Raw genomic sequence first — 23,790 nt, 5'->3', positions numbered from 1 at the left:
GGGCCCATGCTAGCTGCGTGCTCGGAGCTGCTGGGTCCCGGCTCTGCGTCGCAACGCTTGCGCGTTGCGCCTTGTCCGGGACACGAGAGTGACGCCCGCAAAAAAGCCCCGCCCGGCGGGGGGAGAACCGGGCGGGGCCTGATGTCCGAATTAACACTGCTCGCGCCAGCCTGATGTGACGCGCCGGACATCGAATGGAGCGGCAGTGTCTTTAGTCCAGTACCTCGACGATGCGGCGCGAGCGCGGCTCGACCAGCACGGTTTCGCCGTTCACGACGGTGTAGCGATAGGTCGTGGCGCCGAAACGTTGCGGCACGTCATAATAAGTGACGCCTGCCTCGGGTAAGGTGGTGCCGACCACCACGCGATCCGGAATGCGAAAGGCCGGCACACGTTGTTCGACGACATATTCGCGGAAGGCCGGCCGCTGTTCGACGGCAATCGTCGGCGCGCTGTCGACCACGGCGGGCGCGCGTCCGATCGTGACATCGCTTTGCGCCTGCGCCGCGAGGGGCGCGCCGGCCGCGGCCGCGAGCGCTGCGAGAGCAAGAATCCTGTTCCGCATGGACAACTCCTTCGACGTGATTCTGCGGACGCGCCAGCGGCGCGACCGGTTGCCAATGCGGGCCTAGAGCCAATGTTCCGGGAAAGGTCTGCCGTAATCGCGGCAATTTCGGGCAGTTTTCGTGAGGCCGGGAACTCGCAGCAGCGCTTGCGCATCTCTACTCCCGGAACCCAGCCGGTTATGATCCGCGCGATTCGCCTCACCTCATAGAAAGATAGTTCATGCACATCACCGTCGCCCACATTTCGCCGATCCTGTCGTTGATTGCGGGCGTGCTCATCCTGATCATGCCGCGGCTTCTCAACCTCATCGTCGCGATCTTCCTCATCGTCAACGGCGCGATCGGGCTCGGGCTCCTGAAGTGGCTCCGCTTCTAGGCGTTCACTTTTCGGAACTGTCCGTCTTGCGCGGGCCCGCCCAAAATGGTGTAAGGCCCGCGATTTCCCATTCCTCTCGCAGGTTGTGTGCAAGCTATGGCCAAAGCCGCCTCGAAGCCCAAGAAAATCCCAGCGAAAATGCCAGCGAAATCAAAGCTATCCGCCGCCGCGAAGGCCGCGCCGCCAGCCCGCAAGGCGCTGGCCAAGAGCGCGCCGAAGCCGATCGCCAAAGCCGCTGCCAAGCCCACCGCAAAGCCGGCGGTGAAGGCGGTGACGAAGGCGGCTCCGCCGAAGGTCGCCGCGAAGCCCGCGCCGAAGAAGGCTGCGCCCGCCAAGGCGGCGCCTGCAGCGGCCAAGGCCGGCAAATGGGTGTTTACATTCGGTGACGGCAAGGCCGAGGGCCGCTCGGAAATGCGCGACCTGCTCGGCGGCAAGGGCGCCAACCTCGCCGAGATGGCCAATCTCGGCCTGCCGGTGCCTCCCGGCTTCACCATTCCGACCTCGGTCTGCACCTATTTCTACGAGCACGACAAGACCTACCCGAAGGAACTGAAGCCGCAGGTTGAGAAGGCGCTCGACTATGTCGGCAAGTTGACCGGCAAGGTGTTCGGCGACACCAGGAACCCGCTGCTCGTCTCGGTGCGCTCCGGCGCGCGCGCCTCGATGCCGGGCATGATGGACACCGTGCTCAATCTCGGCCTCAACGACCAGACCGTGGAAGCGCTGGCCGAGCTGTCGGGCGACCGCCGCTTCGCCTATGACAGCTATCGCCGCTTCATCACGATGTATTCCGACGTGGTGCTCGGCTTCGAGCATCATCACTTCGAGGAAATCCTCGACACCTTCAAGGACAGCCAGGGTTACACGCTCGACACCGATCTGTCCGCCGAGGATTGGGTCGAGCTGGTCGGCAAGTACAAGGATGCGGTCGCACGCGAGACCGGCAAGGAATTCCCGCAGGATCCGCACGACCAGCTCTGGGGCGCGATCGGCGCGGTGTTCTCATCCTGGATGAACGCGCGCGCGGTGACCTACCGCAAGCTGCACGACATTCCGGAATCCTGGGGCACCGCGGTCAACGTACAGGCCATGGTGTTCGGCAACATGGGCGAGACCTCGGCCACCGGCGTTGCCTTCACCCGCAACCCTTCGACCGGCGAGAGCAAGCTCTACGGCGAGTTCCTGATCAACGCGCAAGGCGAGGACGTGGTGGCGGGCATCCGCACGCCGCAGGACATCACCGAGGAGGCGCGGAAGGAGTCGGGCTCCGACAAGGCGTCCATGGAAGCGGCGATGCCGGAAGCCTTCAAGGAGCTGACGCGCATCTACACGCTGCTCGAGAAGCACTACCGCGACATGCAGGACATGGAGTTCACGGTCGAGCAGGGCAAGCTCTGGATGCTCCAGACCCGCGGCGGCAAGCGCACCGCCAAGGCGGCGCTGCGCATCGCGGTCGAGCTCGCCAATGAGGGGCTGATCTCGAAGAAAGAAGCGGTGACGCGGATCGATCCGGCCTCGCTCGATCAGCTCTTGCATCCGACCATCGATCCCAACGCCAAGCGCGACGTGATCGCGACGGGCCTGCCGGCTTCGCCGGGCGCGGCCTCCGGCGAGATCGTGTTCTCCTCGGACGAGGCGGCCAAGCTTCAGGCCGACGGACGCAAGGTGATCCTGGTCCGCATCGAGACCAGCCCGGAAGACATCCACGGCATGCATGCCGCCGAAGGCATTTTGACCACCCGCGGCGGCATGACCTCGCACGCGGCGGTGGTCGCGCGCGGCATGGGCAAGCCCTGCGTCTCCGGCTGCGGCACGATCCGCGTCGATTACGGCCGCGGCACCATGAGCATCGGCTCGCGCACCTTCAAGACCGGCGACGTCATCACCATCGACGGCTCGCTCGGCCAGGTGCTCGCCGGCCGCATGCCGATGATCGAGCCGGAGCTCTCCGGCGAGTTCGGCACGCTGATGAACTGGGCCGACCAGGTCCGCAAGATCGGCGTCCGCGTCAACGGCGACACGCCGGACGACGCGCGCACTGCGATCAAGTTCGGGGCCGAAGGCATCGGCCTCTGCCGCACCGAGCACATGTTCTTCGAGGAGACGCGCATCCGCACGGTGCGCGAGATGATCCTCTCCGAGGACGAGCAGTCGCGCCGGGCCGCGCTCGCAAAACTGCTGCCGATGCAGCGCGCCGACTTCGTCGAGCTGTTCGAGATCATGAAGGGCCTGCCCGTCACGATCCGTCTGCTCGACCCGCCGCTGCACGAGTTCCTGCCGCACACCCATGCCGAGGTCGAGGAGGTGGCGCGCGCCATGAACACCGACCCGCGGCGCCTCGCCGACCGCGCGCGCGAGCTCTCGGAGTTCAATCCGATGCTCGGCTTCCGCGGCTGTCGTATCGCGATCGCCTATCCGGAGATCGCCGAGATGCAGGCCCGCGCGATCTTCGAGGCGGCGGTCGAGGCGCAGAAGCGCACCGGCAAGGCCGTCGGCCTCGAGGTGATGGTGCCGCTGATCGCGACCAAGGCCGAGCTCGATCTGGTCAAGGCGCGGATCGATGCCACCGCACAGGCCGTGATGCGTGAGACCAACACCAAGCTGGCCTATCAGGTCGGCACCATGATCGAGCTGCCGCGCGCCTGCCTGCTCGCGGGCGAGATCGCGCAGTCGGCCGAGTTCTTCTCGTTCGGCACCAACGACCTGACGCAGACGACCTACGGCATCAGCCGCGACGACGCGGCGAGCTTCCTCGGTCCCTACGTCGCGAAGGGCATCCTCTCAGTCGATCCCTTCATCTCGCTCGATCAGGAAGGCGTCGGCGAACTCGTCAAGATCGGCGTCGCCCGCGGCCGCAAGACCCGCGCCTCGCTCAAGGTCGGCATCTGCGGCGAGCACGGCGGCGATCCCGCCTCCGTCGCCTTCTGCCACCATATCGGTCTCGACTACGTCTCCTGCTCGCCCTACCGCGTGCCGATCGCGCGGCTTGCAGCGGCGCAGGCCGCGCTCGGCAAGGCGATCGCGAGCCAGGCGTAAGCCAAGGCGCAGATGTGAGCTTGAGAGAGGCGGGGCCCAGCCCCGCCTCTTTCGTTTCAGGCGCTTCGCAAAGTCGGGTGGGGCGCGCGCCCCCTTACATCATCCCCGTCTCGTCCTCTTCGGCCTGCTCGATCAGCGCTTCGCTCGGCACCACCTCGCGGCGGGGCACGACGAACATCATCACGCAGGCGCAAAGAATCGAGATCGCGAGGACCGCGGAGGTCAGCGGCAGCGTCGTTGCGGAGTGGCCGCCGAGATAGGCGCCGAACTGCGACATCAGCGCGCCAATGCCTTGCTGCAGGAAGCCCATCGCGCCCGAGGCGGTGCCGGCCGCTTCGGGGCGGATGCTGATGGCGCCGGCGGCGGAATTCGCCATCACGAAGGCGTTGCCGGCCATCACGATCATCTGGGTGCCGAACAGCCAGGCGGGCGCCTCGTTCCAGCCGGCGAAGCTCCAGAGCAGATTCGCAAAACTGCCGCAGAGCTGCAGGGCGAGCCCGAACCAGATCAGCTTCTCCAGCGAGTGCCGCGGCGCAAAGCGCACGCAGAGCAGATTGCCGACCAGAAACGCAAAGCCCGTTGTCGCGAACCAGGCGCCGTATTCGGCGCTGCTGCGGCCCATCTGCGTCACCACGATGTAGGGCCCGCCGCCGGCGAAGGTGAAGATGATCTGCGACGCGAGGACCTGGCACATCACATAGCCGACGAAGGCGCGGCTGCGGATCAGCATGCCGATATCGCCGCGGAAGCCGCTGCCGGCGGCGCGGCTGCGGCGGGTCTCGGGCAGCGCGAAAGCGATACCGACGGCAACGACGATGGCGGCGATGGTGATGGCGTAGAAGATCGCGCGCCAGCCGAACGCGGTCTCGATCAGGCCGCCGGTGAGCGGCGACACCATCTGCCCGATCATCAGCGCCGCCACGACGAGGCTGATCATCGAGGCGACGCGGTCGCGCTCGTAGATGTCGCGGATGATGGCCCGGCTGATCACCATGCCCGATGCGCCGCCGAGCGCCTGGAAGAAGCGTGCGGCAATCAATTGCGGCAGCGTCTCGGCAAAAATGCAGCCGATGCTGGCAACCACCATCAGCGCCAGCCCTCCCAGCAGCACCGGCCGCCGTCCGAACCGGTCCGACAGCGGACCCATGATCAGCTGCGACAGCGCGATGCCGACCATGTAGAGCGACACCGTCATCTGCGCGATCGAGATGTCGCTGCCGAATGTCGTCGCCAGCACGGGCAGTGCCGGAACCAGGATGTAGAGCGAGATCGGCGCGACCCCGGTCATCACGACCAGCAGCAGCAACACCAGGCGCGAGGTCGCGAGGTTTTTCGTCGCCGCGTCCGGCGGCCTGCTGATCATGCCGTGCATATCTAGTCCGTCGTTCGAATTCGAATCGACTGTAGCGTGCCCACGCACGACCGATATCGGCGATTCGGAATGCGGCTATTCGGATTTCGGGACGGTTATGATGAATGCACGATGGCGACCGATTGGGCGCACATCTCGATCCACAAATGCGATGTCATTCCCCGCGAAAGCGGGGAATCCAGTACGCTGCGGCTTCTCCGTATACGTTTGCTGTCTCTGGAATACTGGATGCCCCGCCCCAGTGCGCACCTGCGCACAAGGCGGGGCATGACAGCTGTAATGCGGAAAGAGCGTTGCGCAAATCGTGGAGGGCTATGCGCAACGACGAGCCTAAGCCCTCAGCTCCGCCGTGGCCTGATCGAGCCAGGCCTTCGTCGCCTCGTCCAGCGCCGGCCTCACGTCGTCCCTCACGCGCGCATGATAGGCGTTCAGCCAGTCGAGCTCGTCGCGGCTCAGCATCGCGACATCGATCAGCCGGCGGTCGATCGGCGCCAGGGTCAGCGTCTCGAACGCGTTCATCGGCTTCTCGGCGCCCTTGATGTCGGCGGCGACGACCAGCTCGAGGTTTTCGATACGGATGCCGAAACCGTCGGCCTTGTAGTAGCCGGGCTCGTTGGACAGGATCATGCCGCGCTTCAGCGGCGTGGTGCCGAGCTTCGAAATTCGCGCCGGTCCTTCGTGCACCGAGAGATAGCTGCCGACGCCGTGGCCGGTGCCGTGCTCGAAATCGAGCCCGGCGGCCCAGAGATATTGCCGCGCCAGCGTGTCCAGTTGCGCGCCCGTGGTGCCGTCCGGAAAGACGGCGCGCGCGATCGCGATGTGGCCGCGCAGCACGCGGGTGAAGCGGTCGCGCATCTCGTCCGTCGGCTCGCCCACCGCCATGGTGCGCGTGACGTCGGTGGTGCCGTCTTCATATTGCGCGCCGGAATCGATCAGCAGGAGGTCGCCGGGCGCGATCCGTCGGTTGCTCTTGCGGGTGACGCGGTAATGCACGATGGCGCCGTTCGGGCCGGTGCCGGAGATGGTCGGGAACGAGACGTCCTTGAGCGCGCCGGTGTCGCGGCGGAAGGTTTCCAGCGCCTCGACCGCGTCGATCTCGGTGAGCTTGCCGCTTGCGGCCTTGCGATCGATCCATGCGAGGAAGCGCGCCAGCGCCACGGCGTCGCGCAGGTGAGCCGTCTTGGTGCCCTTGATCTCGGTCGCGTTCTTGACCGCCTTCAGCAGTGCAACCGGATCGCTGCCGCGCATCGGCTTGCCGCCGGCGCCCGTGATCAGCCGGCTGAGTGCGTCGGCGGCGGTGGCATTGTCGAGCGCGATCGATCCGCCACTCTTGGCCAGCGCCATCAGCATCGGCGCCATGGCATCAGGTTCGCGCACGTCGGCGGACTGCTCGAGATGGTCGCGTGTGAGGTTGGAGAGCTTGCGGTGGTCGATGAAGATGGTGGGACGGCCGTCCTTCGGCACCAGCGCGTAGGACAGCGGCAGCGGCGTATGGGCGACGTCGGCGCCGCGGATGTTGAAGGTCCAGGCCACTGCGTGGCTGTCCGATAGCACCAGAGCATCGCTGCCGAGCTTGGCAATCTCGGCCCTGATCTGCGTCAGCTTCTCCGCTTCAGTGACACCGGCATGCTGGAGGCTGTGCACCGCGACGGGCGCGAGCGGCGGCTGCGGCCGGTCGTGCCAGACTGCGTCGATCGGGTTGCTGTCGACGGCGACCAGCTCGGCACCGGCCTTGGCGCAGGCCGCGGACAGTCGTTCGGCTGCCGAAAAAGTGTGCAGCCACGGATCAAATCCGAGGCGGTCGCCGGCTTTCAGATGCGCTGCCACCCAGCTCTCCGGCGGCGGGTCGATCAGCGATTCCACCGACCATGCCTTGGCGTCGACCTGCTTGGCGGCTTGCAGCGTGTAGCGGCCGTCGACGAACAGCGCTGCCTCATGCGTCAGAACCACTGCTAGTCCCGCCGAGCCCGTAAAGCCGGTCAGCCAGGCGAGCCGCTCTTCCGATGGCGGCACATATTCGTTCTGCTGCTGATCGGCACGTGGCACGACGAAGCCGGTCAACTTGCGACGGGCAAGTTCTTCGCGAAGTGCGGCCAGTCGTGCCGCCAAAGCGACGCCGGCCTCCGGCTCCTCGAATGTCTGGAAGTGCGCTTCGAACATGGTGGATCACTTTAGGATCATGAGGATCAGTCCGCAATGTAGACGCATTTGCGTCGCATCTGGCATGGACTGTGCTTGAAATAGTTCCATTCGAATTGAGTGGAGTAAAGGATGCGGCAGTTGCGCTTCGTCCGAATAACAGGGACATTCGAGCAGGTGGTTCATCTCAACGGCGAGGGGACACACGATGCCAGCGTTCACCTTTGAGAAGATTTCGCCGCCGGCGCACCGCGCCCCGACAGCGGCGACACTGAAGAAGCCGCGCAGCCTCATCAGCCAGATGATCGACCGTTTTGCCGAGCGCCGCGCGCGGCGCGCCTTGCGCGGGCAGCGCGCGATGCGCCGCGACGAGAAGCCGGCGGAGTAGGGTGGCGAGGATCGGCATTCACCTCTCCCCGCTTGCGCGAGGGGGTGGCCCCTCACCCCAACCCTCGCAGCGCGAGCAAAGCTCGTCGCGTCCCCGCAAGAACGGGGCGAGGGAGCGCACCGCCACCGTGGAGGCGCTTTACCCCACCTTCCTCAGCAACAGGCTGCTCCACCCCTCGATCCGCAGATGCTTCACCGGCATCAGGCCGCGCGCGCGGTAGGCGGCGATCACCGCGGGCGCCTGGTGCGTCAAGAGGCCGGAGAGGATGACGCGGGCACCAGGCGCAAGGTGCCGTACCATCGGGCTCGCCAATTGCCGCAACGGATTGGCAAGGATATTGGCGAGCACTAGGTCGAACGGGCCCGCACGCGCAAAATCCGGCGCGGCAAAGCCGGTGGCGCGGATCACCCGCACATGGTTGCCCACTTCATTGAGCGCGGCGTTCTCAGCCGCCACCCGTACCGAGGGCGGATCGATGTCGGAAGCCAGCACCGCGCGGTGCAGCGCCTTTGCCGCTGCGATCGCCAGCACGCCCGTGCCGGTGCCGAGGTCGAGCAGGCTCCTCGGGCGGGAACTCTTCAGGACATGGTCAAGCAGAAGTAAACAGCCGCGCGTCGTGCCATGGTGACCGGTGCCGAAGGCGAGCGCCGCCTCGATCTCGATGGCGAGCTTGTTCGGCGCCACACGGTCGCGATCGTGGCTGCCGTGCACGACGAAGCGCCCGGCCGGGACCGGGACGAGATCTTCGAGGCTGGCCTTGACCCAGTCCTTGGCTTCGACGGTGTCGAAGACGAGCGTCGCCGCGATCCCATTTCCTGCTGAATTTGCAACGAGTTCGCGCAGCCATGCCTGATCCGGCGCCGCGGCGAAATGCAGCGTGACGTCCCATTGTCCGTCGGGTCGTTCGAAGGCGGCGACCGCCGCGTCGCCATCGAAAAACACCTCGGTGAGGACATCGACGACCCTCTTGGCGTCGGCTTCGCTGCCGATCGAAAAGCTGGCGCGATGGGTGGGGGAGGGCTGCATTCAGAGTTCCGCTGAGTTCAATTTTTGGGACTTTTGCTGTCGAATTTCCGGACAAGTTGCGGTTCGCGAGTTAACCCGCCTGTAGCGCCTGCCCCGTATATTCTCGGATGTGCAATCAAGCCAACACAGCTTGGAATTGAAACGGAGGCGAGTTTTGAAGCGCATGGTTCAGAAGTTCTGGTCGGATGAGTCCGGTGCAACCGCGATCGAATACGGCCTGATCGCCGCGGGTATTGCCCTGGCGATCATCACCGTGGTGAACAGCCTGGGCACCACCATGAACGAGAAGTTCAGTTCGATTAGCACCTCCTTGAAGTAATTTCCGCCGGCATTTCCCAGCCGGGGCTATTTTTCTTCAGAGGCTGTTCCTGATCACCGCCCGCTAGGGGATACCCCTGGTGGGCGAGGTCGGTTGGGGCTCGCGGTCTCCCAAGGGCTTTCACAGTTTATCCGCCTGCTTGTCCGGACCCTGTCCACCACTTTTCCCGTGATCGCCACGCCGATTTTCCACCGGCTTTCCCCAGGATCGCTCCCGACCGTCTGGCCCAGGCATCCTCAGGCCGGTCACAGACCCTTCGACAGCCTGTCCACAACCCATCCACAGGCCTATCCACGGCTTCCGAACAGGGAGCGGTGGTCCCGCAGGATCGCCTGCGCCGCGTTGTGGCCGGGGGCGCCGGTGACGCCACCGCCGGGGTGGGCGCCGGAGCCGCAATGGTAGAGGCCTCTCAGCGGCCCGCGATAATCGGCGTGGCCCAGCATCGGCCGCGCCGAGAACAGCTGGTTCAACGTCAGCGCGCCGTGGAAGATGTCGCCGCCGAGCAGCCCGAATTGCCGCTCGAGATCGAGCGGAGACAGGATCTGGCGGCCCAGCACGCTCGCCGCAAAACCCGGGGCGTACTTATCCACCGTCGCGATCATGAGATCGGCGACCTCTTCGCGATGGTCGTCCCACGACTTGCCATCGGGAAGCTCCGGCGCGACGTGCTGGCAGAACAGGCTCGCGACATGCTTGCCGGCCGGGGCCAGCGTGTCGTCGAGCGTCGAGGGGATCAGCATTTCCACCACGGGCTCTCGGCTCCAGCCCTGGTTGCGCGCGTCGAGAAAGGCGCGGTCCATGTAGCCGAGACTCGGGGCCAGGATGATGCCGGAGGTGAGGTGATCGCCCTCGCCTGATAGCGCTGCGAAGGAGGGCAGGCGGTCCAGCGCCACGTTCATGCGGAACGTGCCGGAGCCGTTCTTCCAGTGCCGGATGCGGGCGAGGAAGTCCGCAGGGAGAGTCTCGGCCGCGATCAGGTGCGTGTAGAGCAGCTTCGGATTGACATTGGCCGCGACATATTTCGCGCGGATGGCAGAGCCGTTCTCCAGCACCACGCCGACGGCGCGGTCGCGCTCGACGATGACCTCGCGGACGCCGGCATCCGTGTCGATCACGACGCCGCGGTCGCGTGCCGCGCGGGCCATGGCCTGCGTGATCGCGCCCATGCCGCCGATGGCGTGGCCCCAGACGCCCTTCTTGCCGTTCACCTCGCCGAAGGCGTGATGCAGCATCACATAGGCCGAGCCGGCGGCGTAGGGGCTGGCATAGTTGCCGACGATGGCGTCGAAGCCGAACAGCGCCTTGACCAGATCGTGCTCGAAACGTTCGTCCAGCATCTCGCCGGCCGAGCGCGTGAACAGATCGAGCAGGCTGCGGCTCTGTTCCAGCGTCAGGCCACGCAGAATGTTGGCGCTCTGCAATGCGTTCACGGCTTCGCGGATCGCGTTGGTGCCAAAGCCGTCGAGCAGGTTCGGCGGCGCGCGCAGCACGAACCGCCTGAGCACGTCGGCGATGTCTTCCAGCTCGCGCGCGAAGCCGTCGAGTGCTTCGGCATCATGCGCGCTGAGCCGCGCCACCGAGGCTTTCGTCCGCCCCTCGCCGGTGAGGAGATAGCTGCCATCCGGCGCGGGCAGAAAGTTCTGCGCGCGCCGCTCGACGATGCGCAGGCCCTGCTCGGCGAGCTTGAGGTCACGGATCACCTGCGGATTGAGCAGGCTCACGGTGTATGCGGCGACAGAATTGCGAAAGCCGGGGTGAAACTCCTCCGTCACCGCCGCACCGCCGACCACCTTGCGCCGCTCCACCACGCGCACGCGCAGACCCGCCATCGCGAGATAGGCCGCGCAGGTGAGGCCGTTATGGCCCGCGCCGATGATGACGACGTCGGTTTCGGTCATGATGTCCCTGGTGTCATTCCGGGGCGATGCGCAGCATCGAACCCGGAATCTCGAGGTTCCGGGTTCGCCTCTCCGAGGCGCCCCGGAATGACATCTCTATATCAAGCATTCCTCGCTGCAACATCACGCCACACTTTATTGCCCGTTCAGGCGCCTTGTGCTCCATTGCGCGCGATCCGGCGCGCGCCGGGGTTTGAGCCGGAGCATTCATGGATTCGATCGTGCAACCCGCCGCCACGGAGCAGCCGTCGTCGTCGCGCAACCGGCTGCTGCTGACGGTCTACACCGCTGCGATCTTCGTCAGCGCGCTGCTGCTGTTCTCGGTGCAGCCGCTGTTCACCAAGATGGTGCTGCCGCGGCTCGGCGGCTCGCCGGCGGTGTGGTCGGTGGCCATGGTGTTCTTCCAGTCGCTGCTGCTCGCCGGCTATGCCTATGCGCATCTGTTGATGCACGCACGGAACCGGATCGTCCCCGTGGCGGTGCATCTGGTGCTGCTGCTCGCCGCCTTCGCCACGCTGCCGCTCGGCATCCCCTCCGCCTATGTCGAGCCGCCGGCCTCGGGCTATGCAGTCTGGCTGCTCGGCCTGTTCGCGGTCTCGATCGGGCTGCCGTTCTTCGCGCTCGCCGCCAACAATCCGCTGCTGCAGGCCTGGTTCGTCCGCACCGGCCATCCCGCCGGGCACGATCCCTATTTCCTCTATGCCTCCTCGAATATCGGCAGCTTCCTTGCGCTGTTGTCCTATCCGTTCCTGCTGGAACCGATGTTCACGCTGCAGACGCAGAACCGGTTCTGGACCGGTGGCTATGGCCTGCTGATCCTCCTCATCGGCGCCTGCGGCGTGCTGTTGTTGCGCTCGCCGAAGCTGGCGGTGGTTGACGCGCGGGTGGACGACGTGAATGCGCCCGCGCCCGGTCTCTTGACGCGGCTGCGCTGGATCTTCCTCGCCGCCGTGCCCTCGGGGCTGCTCATCGCCGTCACCGCGCACATCTCGACCGACGTCGCGGCGGCGCCGCTTTTGTGGGTGCTGCCGCTCTCGCTGTATCTGCTGACCTGGGTCGTCGTGTTCCAGTCGCGGCCGCTGCTGCCGCACAAATGGATGCTGATGCTCCAGCCCGTCGCGATCGCTGGCGTCGTCGTCCTGCTGGCTTTCGGCGGCGAGCAGAACCTGCTGCTGACGCTCGGCGGACATCAACTCTGCTTCTTCGTCATCGCCATGGCCTGTCACGGCGAGCTGGCGCGGACGCGGCCTGCCGCCAGATATCTCACCGGCTTCTATGTGGCGCTGTCGTTCGGCGGCATGGTCGGTGGCTTGTTCGCGGGGCTCGTTGCGCCCTTCACCTTCTCGTGGATCGCCGAATATCCGATCCTGATCGCGCTTGCCGCGCTGTGCCGTCCGTCCGCGAACGAGCGGCTGGCCGGCGTCGTCAAATGGTACTGGCTGGCGCTCGCCGCGCTCGCGGTGGCGCTCATCGCGCCGTCATACACGACGGGCAGCCTCTCGACCTGGTTCGAGGATCATCGCGTCTGGGTCGCCGGCGCCGTCGGCGTGCTCGCCGCGCTGCTCGCGCTGATCCTCAATGCCGGGCGCTGGAAGATCTTTGCCACCGTTGCGCTGGCGCTGGCGTTGATCCGCGTTTATCCCGCAGACGAGGGCCGCGTCACGACGGTGCGCAGCTTCTTCGGCGTGCACAAGATCGTGGTGACGCCGGGCGGCTATTTCCATGTGCTGATGCACGGCACCACCATTCATGGCGCCGAACGCTTCCGGAACAATGACGGCACGCCGGTCGAAGGCAAGCCCGAGCCGATCACCTATTATCACAAGGACGGCGGCATCGGTCAGGCCGTCAGCGCGATCCGCGAGCGCAAGGGCGCGCCGCTGAAGGTCGCCGCGATCGGCGTCGGCTCCGGCACGCTCGCCTGCGCCGCCGAGCCAGGGGAGAGCTGGACCTTTTTCGAGATCGACCAGTCCATGGTCGACGCGGCGCGCGACCCCAGGAATTTCCGTTACATCTCGAGCTGCATGCCGGACATGAAGCCCGTCATCGGCGATGCGCGCCTCACCTTCGCCAAGGAGCCCGACGGCGCCTATGATCTCGTCATCGTCGATGCCTATTCGTCCGATGCGATTCCGATCCACCTTGCGACCGAAGAGGCGATGAAGATCTACAAGGACAAGCTCGCGCCGCACGGTGCCGTGGTGATGCACGTCTCCAACCGGCATCTGGATCTGGAGACCGTCGTCGTCGGCATTGCGGATGCCAACGATCTCAAGAGCTGGGTCTTCAACGAGGATTCCGGGCGCGATGGTGACTACATCTTCTCGACCGACGTCGTCATCTCCGCGCGCGAGGAGGCCGATGTCGGCAGGCTCGCATCCTCCAAGCAATGGGAGCAGACCGAGGCCGATGACAGGGTGCGGGTCTGGACCGACGATTATTCCAACATCCTGGGCGCGCTGTATCGGCGTTTTCGGGACGGGGAGTAGGGCTCTCTTCGTAGCCCGGATGGAGCGAAGCGCAATCCGGGGGCGCTCGCGGCGTGGCACAATCCCGGATTTCGCTGCGCTCCATCCGGGCTACGAGGCATCGCAACTAAGGCGCCACCGGCGTCCCAGCCGGCAGCGCGATCCCCTTCTCGCCGGCGACTTGCCGCAGCAGGTCGGGCCTGTCCGAGATGATGCCGTCGACGCCGATCTCGATCATCCGCGCCATGTCTTCACGCTTGTTCACCGTCCAGACCACGACGCGCAGCCCGAGCGCGTGAGCCTCCGTAACGAGCGCCGCGGTCACGTCGCCGAAATGAGGCGACCAGATCGCGCCGCCCGCGGCCTTGATCGTCCGCGGCAGCGAGCCGCCGTGATCGGCCGGGCTGAACCCCGCCGTCCAGCTCGTCGCCTTGTCGAGCGCCACCGTCGGAGCCGAGCCGCGCTGGAGCGTCAGATACACGGTCGGGATGTTCGGCGCCTGCTGCTGCACGAGAAGCAGGGTTCGCCAGTCGAACGACTGGATCATGACGCGGTCGGAGAATTTTTCGGCCTCGATCACTCCGAGCAGCTTCGCGACGAAGGCCTGCGGATCCAGCGTTTCATCCGGATGGTTCGGATCGATCTTGGTCTCGATGTTGAAGCGCACCTGCGTGTTGCCGGACTTGCGCACCAGCGCGAACAGCTCGCGCAAGGTGGGAATACGCGTCCCCGGCAGCGCACGCTGGTCGGGGAATTGTCGCGAGTAGGCACTCTCGGGGCGGATCTGGCCGACGTCATAGGTCCTGACCTCGTCGAGCCGCAGCTTGACGAAAGGCGTGCCGGGCGGAGCGATGTAGGCCCCATCGGGCCGCCGTGCGAGATCGGGATTGAGCCCGCGCTCATGCGAGACGATCACTTCGCCGTCCGCGGTGACGCCGACGTCGAGCTCCAGCGTGTCCACGCCCATCGTGAGCGAGTGGGCGAAGGCGGGCAGGGTGTTTTCCGGCAACAGCGCCCGCCCGCCGCGATGCGCCTCGAGGTCGAAGGCCAAATCGGATCCCATGGCCTGTCCCGCTATCACAATCGAGATCACAATCAGAATCGTCGTGGCACGTGAGGGCATGGTGCCTCGCGGTTGATGGCGGTCGCGTCAGTTCTGATAGTAATACCCGCGCGGCTGATAATATTGCCGGGGCTGCGGCTGATGATAGTAGCCCTGCTGGCCGTAGCCCTGATCGTAATACGGCTGCGGCTGCTGGTAGACCTGCGCATCGTAGAGCGGGCGGGTGGCCGAGCGCGGCGCCGGATAGCGCGCGCCAGTGTCGCTGCCGTCGGCCGGGTAGATGTAGTTGTCGTCCTGCGGCATGTAGCGCCGCGCGGGCTGCGCCGGCGGCGTCAGGTTCATCGGGGCGCCTGTGGTGGCGTATTGCTCCTCAGCGGGCTGCGGGGCGCGGGCCACCGCATTGGCATTGCGGCCGCGCGGATTGCGCGCCAGCGCCACCTGTGCCGAGCCGGTCAGCGTCACCGTGGTATTGAGCACGCCCTGCTGCTGCACCAGCGCATAGAGCGTCGAGGCGTTCTGGCGCGACAGCCGCACGCAGCCATGGGATGCCGGCGAGCCGAGCCGGCCGACCGAGTCCGTGCCGTGGATGGCGTGCCCGACTTTGGTGAAGAAGATCGCGTGCGGCATCGGCGCGTCGTCGAATTCCTTGGAATAGTGATCCTCTTCCATCCGGAAGGCGCGGAAGGCGCCGTTCGGTGTCTCGCGCGAGGGGATGCCGGTCGACACCGGCCAGTGATAGCGCGCGACGCCGTCGACGGCGACGGTCATCTGCTGATTGTCCTTGTCGACGGTGATCTCGACCTTGGCCTGCGCGGTGCTTACGCTCAAAAGCATCAGGGATGTAAAAGCAATTAAAAACGAACGCATCTGACGTCTGGCCTCCGGCCTGTTCATGCTCGCGCCGCGGCTCTCCGTCCCCCGGCGTGCATTATGCCTGCAGCCTAGCGTTGGTTCCAGCGGCCAGCCAGCCCATCGTTAACGTGATGCCAGGCGTAAGCAAGGCCGCTTTGTGCCGCGCCGGCTGGCGGTGCTGACATTTTCGCGAGCGCCGCGCGGTCAGTTCTTGAGCCGGTAACCGGTGCGGAAGATCCACCAGATCACGACCAGACAGATCACCAGGAAGGCCAGCGTCATGCCGATGCTGACGGACACGCTGACGTCCGCGATCTCGTAGAAGCTCCAGCGGAAGCCGGAGATCAGATAGACGACCGGGTTGAGCAGCGCGACCGTGCGCCAGGCGGGCGGCAGCATGTCGATGGAATAGAAGCTGCCGCCGAGGAAGGTCAGCGGCGTCACCACCAGCATTGGGATCATCTGCAGCTTCTCGAAGCCGTCGGCCCAGATGCCAATGATGAAGCCGAACAGGCTGAACGTCACGGCCGTCAGCACCAGGAAGGCCAGCATCCAGATCGGATGGTGGATGTGCAGCGGCACGAACAGGCCGGCGGTCGCCAGGATGATCAGGCCCAGGATGATCGACTTGGTCGCGGCGGCGCCGACATAGCCGAGCACGATCTCGAAATAGGAGATCGGTGCCGACAGGATCTCGTAGATCGTGCCGGTGAATTTCGGGAAGTAGATGCCGAACGAGGCGTTGGCGATGCTCTGCGTCAGCACCGAGAGCATGATCAGGCCCGGCACGATGAAAGTGCCGTAGCTGACGCCCTCGACCTGGCTGATGCGCGAGCCGATCGCAGCGCCGAACACCACGAAATAGAGCGAGGTCGAGACCACCGGCGAGACGATGCTTTGCAGCAGCGTTCGCCAGGTGCGCGCCATTTCGAACAGATAGATGGCGCGGATGGCGCGGTGGTTCATGATGTCCTCACGAGGTCGACGAAGATGTCCTCGAGCGACGATTGCGTCGTGTCGAGGTCGTTGAAGCGGATGCCGGCGGTGCGGAGGTCGCCGAGCAGGCTGGTGATGCCGGTGCGCTCGCCCTGGGTGTCGTAATCGTAGACCAGCGTCGCGCCGTCATCGCAAAGCTCGAGCTCGTAATGCGCGAGGCTTTCCGGCAACGACGTCACTGTGTGCTGCAAATGCAGCGTCAGCCGCTTCTTGCCGAGCTTCTGCATCAAGGTGGTCTTGTCCTCGACCAGCACGATCTCGCCCTTGTTGATGACGCCGATGCGGTCGGCCATCTCCTCGGCTTCCTCGATGTAATGCGTGGTGAGGATGATGGTGACGCCGGACTGCTGAAGTCCGCGCACCACCTCCCACATGCCCTTGCGCAGCTCGACGTCGACGCCGGCGGTCGGCTCGTCGAGGAACAGGATCTGCGGCTCGTGCGACAATGCCTTGGCGATCATCACGCGGCGCTTCATGCCGCCCGAGAGCGTGATGATCTTGTTGTCCTTCTTGTCCCACAGCGAGAGGGCCTTCAGCACCTTCTCGATGTGATCGGGGTTCTTCGGCTTGCCGAACAGGCCGCGTGAGAAGCTCACGGTCGCCCATACGCTCTCGAAGGCGTCGGTGTGCAATTCCTGCGGCACGAGGCCGATCAGCGAGCGTGCCTTGCGGTAGGAGGTCTGGATGTCCTCGCCGCCGACCAGGACGCGGCCCTCGCTCGGATTGGCGATGCCGCAGATGATCGAGATCAGCGTGGTCTTGCCGGCGCCGTTGGGGCCGAGCAGCGCGAAAATCTCGCCGCGCTTGATATCGAGATTGACGTTCTTGAGCGCCTTGAAGCCGGACCCATAGGTCTTCGACAGATTGGCGACGGAGATGATGGAAGACATGATGGCCGCAAGGCTGAGGAGCAAAGGCTGGGGGAAGGGGCCGGACCATCCAGGAGGGCAGGTCGGCGGAGCCCTGAAATAGGAACGCTGTTGTCCCTCCGCAATTCCCCGGAGAAAAATGGTCTCGAAACAGGCGCTTCAGTGGCATGTTCCGGGCAAGTGTTGCGCTATGGCCACGGGCTGTGGCTAAGATTGCCGTTCACGCGGCTCTTTGTTGCGTCTGCGAGCGCGCCGTGGCTACGATTCCGGCCAATCGCGAAGCGTATTGTCTCCGGGGAAAAGATCGATGAGACCGAACGGCCGTCACACCGCCGGCGCCAGCCAGCTGTCCGCCCTCCGTGCCTGGGCGATGGGCCTGCTCCTGCTGTCAGCTGTTGCCATCAGCCCGACCACCGCCAAGGCCGCGCCGAGCCAGGTCGCGGCGGCGACCACGCACGTCTATCTGCTCCGCGGCGTGCTCAACATCTTCTCGCTCGGCCTCGACACGATCGGTGCCCGGCTCCAGGCGCAGGGCATCCCGGTGACCGTCGCCAATTTCGTGTCCTGGTCCTCGCTCGCCGATGAAGCGGCAGCTGCCTACAAGGCCGGCCGGCTCAAGACCATCATCCTGGTCGGCCATTCCTCCGGGGCGACCGCGCTGCCCGACATGATCGCCAAGCTCAACCAGCTCGGCGTGCCAGTGAAGCTCGCGATCGGTCTCGATTCCGTGTTCAAGACCAAGCTCTCGACCGGCGCGGAACGCTACATCAACATCTATATCGGCGACGGCCCCGGCGAGCCGGTGCGGGCCGCGGCCGGCCTTCGCGGCAAGCTCGACAATGTCGACGTCCGCGGCACCGGCGTCGGCCACATCTCGATCGACAAGAACGAGGCGATCCAGCGCCGCGTCATCGCCGAGATCGACGCCGCGATCATGCGCTCGCGCGCCCCGGCTGCCCCCGTTGCCGAGCCCGGCGCACCGCGGCCCGCGCGCGCGGCGGCGGCGGCTCCGGCGAGGAACTAGTCCGGAACGGCTAGGCTTCGGCGCCGCAAAATCTGCCAATTCCGCGGTCAAGAAGTACCGCAAGGGGAGGCGCCGCCTCCGGTGGTAGGACTTCTGAACGGATGGCTCATCCAAGGCGCCTGATCGTGCTTGCAGCAGTCGTGCTGCTCGCCCTCGGCACGGGCACGGCCGCGGCTTCGCCGCCCAAGTCCAAGACCATTGCGGCCGTCCCCGCCGCGCCGCCGCCTCCGCCGTTCGAGCCGTTGCCACCGCCGAAGGTCTACCTGTTTCGCGGCGCCATGGGCCCGATCTTCTCGACCGGCATGGACCGGCTCAGCGAGAAGCTGACGCAGGCCGGCTTCTCGGCCGACGTCTACGAATTCACCCTGTGCCGGCTGATCGGCAACCGCGCCATCGCCAGCTACAAGGAGAAGGCGGCGCCGATTGTGCTGATCGGCCATTCCATGGGCGGGCTGTGCTCGATCGTCATCTCCGAGATGGCGGCCAAGGAGAACATCCCGATCAGCCTCGTCATCGCCATCGATCCCGCGCACGCGACCGGCGATGTCCCCCTCAACGTCGAGCGCTTCATCAACATCTTCCTGTCCGACAGCGTGCTCGGCGGCGGCGACGTCGTTGCCGTGCCCGGCTTTCGCGGCCATTACGCCAGCTACGACCTCAAGGAAAACGCGCGCGTCAGCCACATCAACATCGAGAAGTCCGACGATATCCATCGTCAGATCGTCGAGATGGTGACGCAGCTGCCCCGCATTCCGCCGCGGACGCAGGCCGATGCCGTGCCGCTGCGCTATCTGGTGCCGGCGGATACGCTGGTCGAATTGTGGGACAGCGGCGTGCGGGTGTCGGTGCGCCGCGGCGACACCATGGAGAGCATTGCCGCAGCCAATCGCGTGCCGCTGTGGACGCTGGCGCAGAGCAACTCGCTGCCCGAGAACGCGCAGCTGACGCCGGGCCAGACCATCATCGTCCCTCGCCATCTGACGCCGCCCGAGCCGGCCGCCGCGATGGCCACGCCGCCGGCTGCACCGGCGGCGCGGAGGTAGGGGCCGTTATCTTGCCGCAGAAGACGGTGCGCTCCCTCTCCCGCTTGCGGGGAGGGTTGGGGAGGGGGTGTCTCCACGATCGAGAACCCCCGAGAGGAGAGAGCCCCCACCCGCCGCGCTACGCGCGTCGACCTCCCCCGCAAGCGGGAGAGGTGCAGCAAGTCCTGGGCGACACTCGATCCGATAAGACTACACATTCGATCCGTGGATCGCATCGATCACGGCGTCCGTGACCTCCTTCGTCGTTGCCTTGCCCCCGACATCCGGCGTCAGCACGCCCGCGGCGCAGACGCGCTCGACGGCGGCCATCAGCCTTGAGGCGGCATCCTTCTCGCCGAGATGCTCGAGCATCTGCGCGCCGGTCCAGAACGTCGCGACCGGGTTGGCGATGCCCTTGCCGGTGATGTCGAAGGCCGAGCCGTGGATCGGCTCGAACATCGAGGGGAAGCGGCGCTGCGGATCGATGTTGCCGGTCGGCGCGACGCCGAGGCTTCCCGCCAGTGCGCCGGCGAGATCGGAGAGGATGTCGGCGTGGAGATTGGTCGCGACGATGGTGTCGAGGCTCTTCGGATGCAGCGTCATGCGCACCGTCATGGCATCGACCAGCATCTTGTCCCAGGTCACGTCAGGGAATTCGCCGGCGACCTCGGCCGCGATCTCGTCCCACATCACCATGCCGTGGCGCTGTGCGTTCGACTTGGTCACGACGGTCAGGAATTTGCGCGGGCGCGACTGCGCGAGCTGGAACGCATAGCGCATGATGCGGGTGACGCCGACGCGGGTGAACACGGCGACCTCGGTGCCGACCTCCTCCGGCAGGCCCCTGTGGGCGCGCCCGCCCATGCCGGCATATTCGCCTTCCGAATTCTCGCGCACGATCACCCAGTCGAGATCGCCGACGCCGACATTGCGCAGTGGCGAGGCGACGCCCGGCAGGATCTTGGTCGGCCGCACATTGGCATATTGATCAAAACCCTGGCAGATCGGCAGGCGCAGGCCCCACAGCGTGATGTGGTCGGGCACGTCAGGGGCGCCGACCGCGCCGAAATAGATCGCGTCGAACTTCTTCAGCTCGCTGAGACCGTCCGCCGGCATCATCACGCCGTGCTTCTTGTAATAATCCGAGCCCCAGTCGAACGTCTTGACGTTGAAGGAGATGTCGCCGCTGCGCTTGGCCAGCGCCTCCAGCACGCGGACACCGGCCGAGATCACCTCGGGGCCGATGCCGTCGGCGGGAATGGCTGCGATCGAATGGGTGCGCATGGGAAGGGCTCCGTTTGAGAGATCGTGCCGGCATATCCGGCGGTCGGCGTCGCCGGCGAATCTAGTCGACAGTGCAGGGCAAACTCAATCGGCGCTGGTTTATACAAAAAAATGATATAATCATCGCCGCGAGACGAGAGGATTTTCCGGAATGGAATTGCATCAGCTCCGATGCTTCGTGGCGACGGCCGAGCAGCTGCATTTCGGTCGCGCGGCGCAGCAGCTCCAGATGCTGCCTTCTGCGCTCGGCCGGCAGATCAGGCTGCTGGAGGAGGATCTGGGAACGCGGCTGTTTGCGCGGACGACGCGCGCGGTGCAGCTCACCGAGGACGGCGCGACGCTGCTGCGCGATGCCCGCGCCATCCTCGCCAAGGTCGAGGCGGTCGAGAGCAATTTGCGCAACCGCTCGCGCGCGGGGGCCGCGCGGCGGCTGCGGGTCGGTGCCATCGACAGCGCGGCGGCCGGATTGTTGCCGCCGCTCCTGCGCGATTTCGGCGCCAGGCATCCTGACATCGCGGTGCAGCTCCTCGAAGACAAGACTGTCCGGCTGCTGCCGAAGATCTTGACCGGCGCGCTCGATCTCGCCTTCGTGCGTCCGCCTGACCGGCCGGACAAGCGGCTTGAATTCCACGACCTGCTCCAGGAGAGCGCGATCGTTGCGTTCCCGCGGCGGCACGCGCTGGCCGGGCGCAAAGCGATCACGCCGGCGGATATCGCCGACGAGGCGATGCTGGTGCCGGACCGCCGCTCGCGCCCGCATAGTCACGACCTCACGGTCAAGCTGTTCGAGCAGGCCGGCCTGACGCCGCGCATCGTTCAGGTCGCCGACGAGAAGCAGACCATCATCAACCTCGTGGCAGCGAAGCTCGGGGTCGCGATCGTGCCGCGCTGGACCGCACGGATGGCGGTGACGGGTGTGCGCTTCGTGCCGCTTCGGCCGAAGCAGCGTGGGCCGGTGGGCCGGCTGCCGCTTGCCGCGGCCTGGCTGCGCGGTTCGCGCGATCCGGCGCGCGATGCCATGCTGGCCGTTCTGGAAGCCCGCCTGCGCAGCTATGCGCGGGAAGCGTGAGCGGCTATGACATCGGTCAGGATAGAGGGATGGTGATGACGGATCAGAAGGCTTCGAGCGAATTGCGGGTGGCCATTGCGGGGCTGGGCTCGATCGGCACCAAGATTGCAGCCGCGCTCGATCAGGGCATCGAGGGCCTGTCGCTCGCGGCCGTGGCCGTGCGGGATCCCGCCAAGCAACAAGCCTTCATCGACAGCTTGCGTCGCCCACCGAAAATCCTGCCGCTCGACCAGCTCGGCGAAGCTGCCGACATCGTGGTCGAGTGCGCGCCGAGCAGCCAGCTGCGAGCGATCGTCGAGCCTGCAGTGAAGCGCGGCAAGGCCGCGGTCGTGGTCAGCGTCGGCGGCTTGCTCGACAATTTCGATCTTGTCGATCTCGCCCGCGCCAATGGCGGCCGCATTCTCGTGGCGACAGGTGCGCTGATCGGTCTCGATGCCGTCAACGCCGCCGCCATCGGCACCATCCATTCGGTGAAGATGGTCACGCGCAAGCCGATCGACGGCTTGAAGGGCGCGCCGTTCATCGTTCAGAACAACATCGACATCGACAATCTGCGCGAACCGCTGAAACTATTCGAGGGCAGCGCGCGCGAAGCCGCAAAGGGCTTTCCGGCGAACGTCAATGTCGCCGTTGCGTTGTCGCTCGCGGGCATCGGGCCCGATCGCACCCAGATCCAGGTTTGGGCCGATCCGACCGTGACACGCAACGTTCACCGCATCGAGGTCGAGGCGGATTCGGCGCGGTTCTCGATGGGTATCGAGAACATCCCGTCCGAGAATCCCAAGACCGGCCTGATCACGGCGCTGTCGGTGATCGCACTGCTCCGCAAGCAGCGCGCCACGCTGTGCGTCGGGACGTGACGGGTTGAGGCCTAACTAACCTAAAGCGCGATGGCATTAGGTTCGAGAGCCTGAATTTTTGAGGTAGTTGGCGCATTCCTCTGAGGTAAAGGCATCGAGTGCGTGGCCGATTGCAGCGCAGACGGAGTCAACGGTTCGCGCGGCAGCTTTGCGGACCAAGTGCTTGAGCTTGGCAAAGACTTGTTCGATGGGGTTCAGGTCTGGCGAGTATTTTGGCAGGAAGAAGAGTTTGGCGCCGACCGAACGGATGAGCTGGCGAACCGCTTTGCTCCTGTGGCTACCGAGATTATCCAAGACGACGATGTCACCGGGCTGAAGGGTCGGCAGGAGGACCTTCTCGACATAGGTGCGGAAGCTCACGCCATCGATCGGCCCCTCGATGAACCATGGCGCATCGATCCGGTCATGGCGCAGGGCCGCCAGGAAGGTCATGGTCTTCCAGCGGCCGTGGGGAACCTTGGCGTGAAGTCTGTGCCCGCGCGGCGCCCATCCTCGCAAGGGGGCCATATCGGTCCGGGTCCAGGTCTCGTCGATGAAGACCAGCCGTTCAGCTTCGACGCGACTTTGATACTTTGCCCACTGGGCTCGCCGCCGCGCGACGTCGGGACGATCGCGTTCGCCAGCCGCCACGCTTTTTTTTGAAGCTGAGCTTCTCGGCATGTACGAAGTCCCATACCGAGTGATAATCGACTTTCAGGCCGCGCCCGGCGAGCTCAGCAACGAGACCGCGGATGGTGAAATCGCCGTCCTTGATCCGCTGCGACAGCCAGACCGCGTGCTCACCCGAAATTGCCTTCGGCTTGTAGCCGCCGATCTGGCTAGGCTCGACACTGCCGGTCTCATCAACCCGCTTCATCCAGCCGATGGCCGTGCTGATTGCCACCCCAAACTGCTTGGCGGCCTGATTGCGGGACATCCCGCCCTCGATCGCGGCCACAACACGTTTGCGAAGATCAAGAGAGTACGGCTTGCCCATCCATGCTGGCCTCCGTCCAGCCAGCATGGTGAATCAGAAACCGACTGATTTGGGAATCCCAAATCGATTCAGTCTAAACCCATCCCGCTTTAGACGTACCGCGCTCTATCACCGTCATCCTGAGGTGCTTGCTCTGCGGCGCGGAGGCGCCGCAGAGCAAGCCTCGAAGGACGACGGCCCGGCTGCA

At 65.6% G+C, this 23,790-nt stretch carries 20 protein-coding genes; 9 read left to right on the top strand and 11 right to left on the bottom strand.

All coding sequences use genetic code 11. The features are described 5' to 3' along the window. Window positions 1-211: 211 nt before the first annotated feature. Window positions 212-565 (bottom strand): DUF1236 domain-containing protein, encoded by a 354-nt coding sequence (locus tag N2604_RS32665; protein WP_260372085.1) that lies wholly within the window; start codon window positions 563-565, stop codon window positions 212-214. A 221-nt stretch (window positions 566-786) separates the two neighbouring features. Between N2604_RS32665 and N2604_RS32660 the strand changes: the two genes are divergently transcribed. Both N2604_RS32660 and ppdK read left to right on the top strand, forming a co-directional pair. Beyond that, on the top strand, window positions 787-942 hold the full coding sequence (locus N2604_RS32660; RefSeq protein ID WP_008562090.1) for a DUF3096 domain-containing protein: 156 nt from the start codon (window positions 787-789) through the stop codon (window positions 940-942). Between the two features lie 96 nt (window positions 943-1,038). Next, on the top strand, window positions 1,039-3,978 hold the full coding sequence (gene ppdK / locus N2604_RS32655; RefSeq protein ID WP_260372084.1) for a pyruvate, phosphate dikinase: 2,940 nt from the start codon (window positions 1,039-1,041) through the stop codon (window positions 3,976-3,978). A 94-nt stretch (window positions 3,979-4,072) separates the two neighbouring features. Here ppdK and N2604_RS32650 read toward each other — a convergent pair whose 3' ends face one another. Together N2604_RS32650 and N2604_RS32645 are read right to left on the bottom strand one after the other, a co-directional pair. Further along, window positions 4,073-5,350 (bottom strand): multidrug effflux MFS transporter, encoded by a 1,278-nt coding sequence (locus tag N2604_RS32650; protein ID WP_260372083.1) that lies wholly within the window; start codon window positions 5,348-5,350, stop codon window positions 4,073-4,075. A gap of 330 nt (window positions 5,351-5,680) precedes the next feature. Further along, window positions 5,681-7,510 carry an aminopeptidase P family protein gene (locus tag N2604_RS32645; protein WP_260372082.1) on the bottom strand — a complete coding sequence of 610 codons (1,830 nt, stop codon included), beginning with the start codon at window positions 7,508-7,510 and terminating at the stop codon, window positions 5,681-5,683. A gap of 187 nt (window positions 7,511-7,697) precedes the next feature. On the opposite strand from N2604_RS32645, the gene N2604_RS32640 reads away from it, so the two are divergent. Continuing rightward, window positions 7,698-7,877, top strand: coding sequence for a hypothetical protein (locus tag N2604_RS32640; RefSeq protein ID WP_260372081.1), 180 nt, complete (start codon window positions 7,698-7,700; stop codon window positions 7,875-7,877). 138 nt (window positions 7,878-8,015) lie between these two features. Here the strand turns inward: N2604_RS32640 and N2604_RS32635 are convergent, their stop codons facing one another. Further along, on the bottom strand, window positions 8,016-8,903 hold the full coding sequence (locus N2604_RS32635) for a 50S ribosomal protein L11 methyltransferase (protein ID WP_260372080.1): 888 nt from the start codon (window positions 8,901-8,903) through the stop codon (window positions 8,016-8,018). Window positions 8,904-9,066: 163 nt separating this feature from the next. Between N2604_RS32635 and N2604_RS32630 the strand changes: the two genes are divergently transcribed. Next, a complete protein-coding gene (locus N2604_RS32630; protein ID WP_409241753.1) occupies window positions 9,067-9,222 on the top strand; it encodes a Flp family type IVb pilin in 156 nt (51 codons plus the stop codon). Between the two features lie 287 nt (window positions 9,223-9,509). Here N2604_RS32630 and N2604_RS32625 read toward each other — a convergent pair whose 3' ends face one another. After that, window positions 9,510-11,120: an NAD(P)/FAD-dependent oxidoreductase gene (locus tag N2604_RS32625; RefSeq protein ID WP_260372078.1), complete on the bottom strand. Its 1,611-nt coding sequence runs from the start codon at window positions 11,118-11,120 to the stop codon at window positions 9,510-9,512. Window positions 11,121-11,329: 209 nt separating this feature from the next. On the opposite strand from N2604_RS32625, the gene N2604_RS32620 reads away from it, so the two are divergent. Continuing rightward, on the top strand, window positions 11,330-13,609 hold the full coding sequence (locus N2604_RS32620; RefSeq protein WP_260372077.1) for a fused MFS/spermidine synthase: 2,280 nt from the start codon (window positions 11,330-11,332) through the stop codon (window positions 13,607-13,609). 106 nt (window positions 13,610-13,715) lie between these two features. On the opposite strand, the gene N2604_RS32615 is transcribed toward N2604_RS32620, so the two are convergent. The 4 genes from N2604_RS32615 to N2604_RS32600 form a co-directional block, all read right to left on the bottom strand. Then, window positions 13,716-14,651, bottom strand: a complete 936-nt coding sequence (locus N2604_RS32615) for a glycerophosphodiester phosphodiesterase (RefSeq protein ID WP_260372076.1) — start codon at window positions 14,649-14,651, stop codon at window positions 13,716-13,718. Between the two features lie 87 nt (window positions 14,652-14,738). Further along, on the bottom strand, window positions 14,739-15,518 hold the full coding sequence (locus tag N2604_RS32610) for a L,D-transpeptidase family protein (RefSeq protein ID WP_409241662.1): 780 nt from the start codon (window positions 15,516-15,518) through the stop codon (window positions 14,739-14,741). 189 nt (window positions 15,519-15,707) lie between these two features. Then, entirely contained in the window at window positions 15,708-16,469 is a 762-nt protein-coding gene (locus N2604_RS32605) for an ABC transporter permease (protein WP_260372074.1), read from the bottom strand. After that, a complete protein-coding gene (locus N2604_RS32600; RefSeq protein ID WP_260372073.1) occupies window positions 16,466-17,389 on the bottom strand; it encodes an ABC transporter ATP-binding protein in 924 nt (307 codons plus the stop codon). Before N2604_RS32600 ends, N2604_RS32605 begins: the two co-directional genes overlap by 4 nt. Before the next feature lie 286 nt (window positions 17,390-17,675). Between N2604_RS32600 and N2604_RS32595 the strand changes: the two genes are divergently transcribed. Both N2604_RS32595 and N2604_RS32590 read left to right on the top strand, forming a co-directional pair. Next, window positions 17,676-18,392 (top strand): hypothetical protein, encoded by a 717-nt coding sequence (locus N2604_RS32595; protein ID WP_260372072.1) that lies wholly within the window; start codon window positions 17,676-17,678, stop codon window positions 18,390-18,392. Window positions 18,393-18,493: 101 nt separating this feature from the next. Next, window positions 18,494-19,435, top strand: a complete 942-nt coding sequence (locus N2604_RS32590; protein ID WP_260372071.1) for a LysM peptidoglycan-binding domain-containing protein — start codon at window positions 18,494-18,496, stop codon at window positions 19,433-19,435. Between the two features lie 189 nt (window positions 19,436-19,624). Here the strand turns inward: N2604_RS32590 and N2604_RS32585 are convergent, their stop codons facing one another. Continuing rightward, window positions 19,625-20,698: a tartrate dehydrogenase gene (locus tag N2604_RS32585; protein WP_260372070.1), complete on the bottom strand. Its 1,074-nt coding sequence runs from the start codon at window positions 20,696-20,698 to the stop codon at window positions 19,625-19,627. Window positions 20,699-20,849: 151 nt separating this feature from the next. Here N2604_RS32585 and N2604_RS32580 point away from each other — a divergent pair, with 151 nt between their 5' ends. Together N2604_RS32580 and N2604_RS32575 are read left to right on the top strand one after the other, a co-directional pair. Beyond that, entirely contained in the window at window positions 20,850-21,767 is a 918-nt protein-coding gene (locus N2604_RS32580) for a LysR family transcriptional regulator (RefSeq protein ID WP_260372069.1), read from the top strand. 35 nt (window positions 21,768-21,802) lie between these two features. After that, complete coding sequence (locus N2604_RS32575) at window positions 21,803-22,627, top strand: aspartate dehydrogenase (protein WP_260376359.1); 825 nt, start codon at window positions 21,803-21,805, stop codon at window positions 22,625-22,627. Window positions 22,628-22,663: 36 nt separating this feature from the next. Here N2604_RS32575 and N2604_RS32570 read toward each other — a convergent pair. After that, window positions 22,664-23,603, bottom strand: a protein-coding gene (locus tag N2604_RS32570) for an IS630 family transposase (protein ID WP_409241661.1) whose coding sequence is annotated in 2 segments (ribosomal slippage) — window positions 22,664-23,266 and window positions 23,268-23,603 — 939 coding nt in all. Because the reading frame shifts where the segments join, the coding sequence is not laid out codon by codon here. Between the last annotated feature and the right edge of the window lie 187 nt (window positions 23,604-23,790).

It is taken from the genome of Bradyrhizobium sp. CB1015, assembly GCF_025200925.1.
Classification (GTDB): domain Bacteria; phylum Pseudomonadota; class Alphaproteobacteria; order Rhizobiales; family Xanthobacteraceae; genus Bradyrhizobium.
This window is presented reverse-complemented; position numbering and strand designations above follow the sequence as displayed.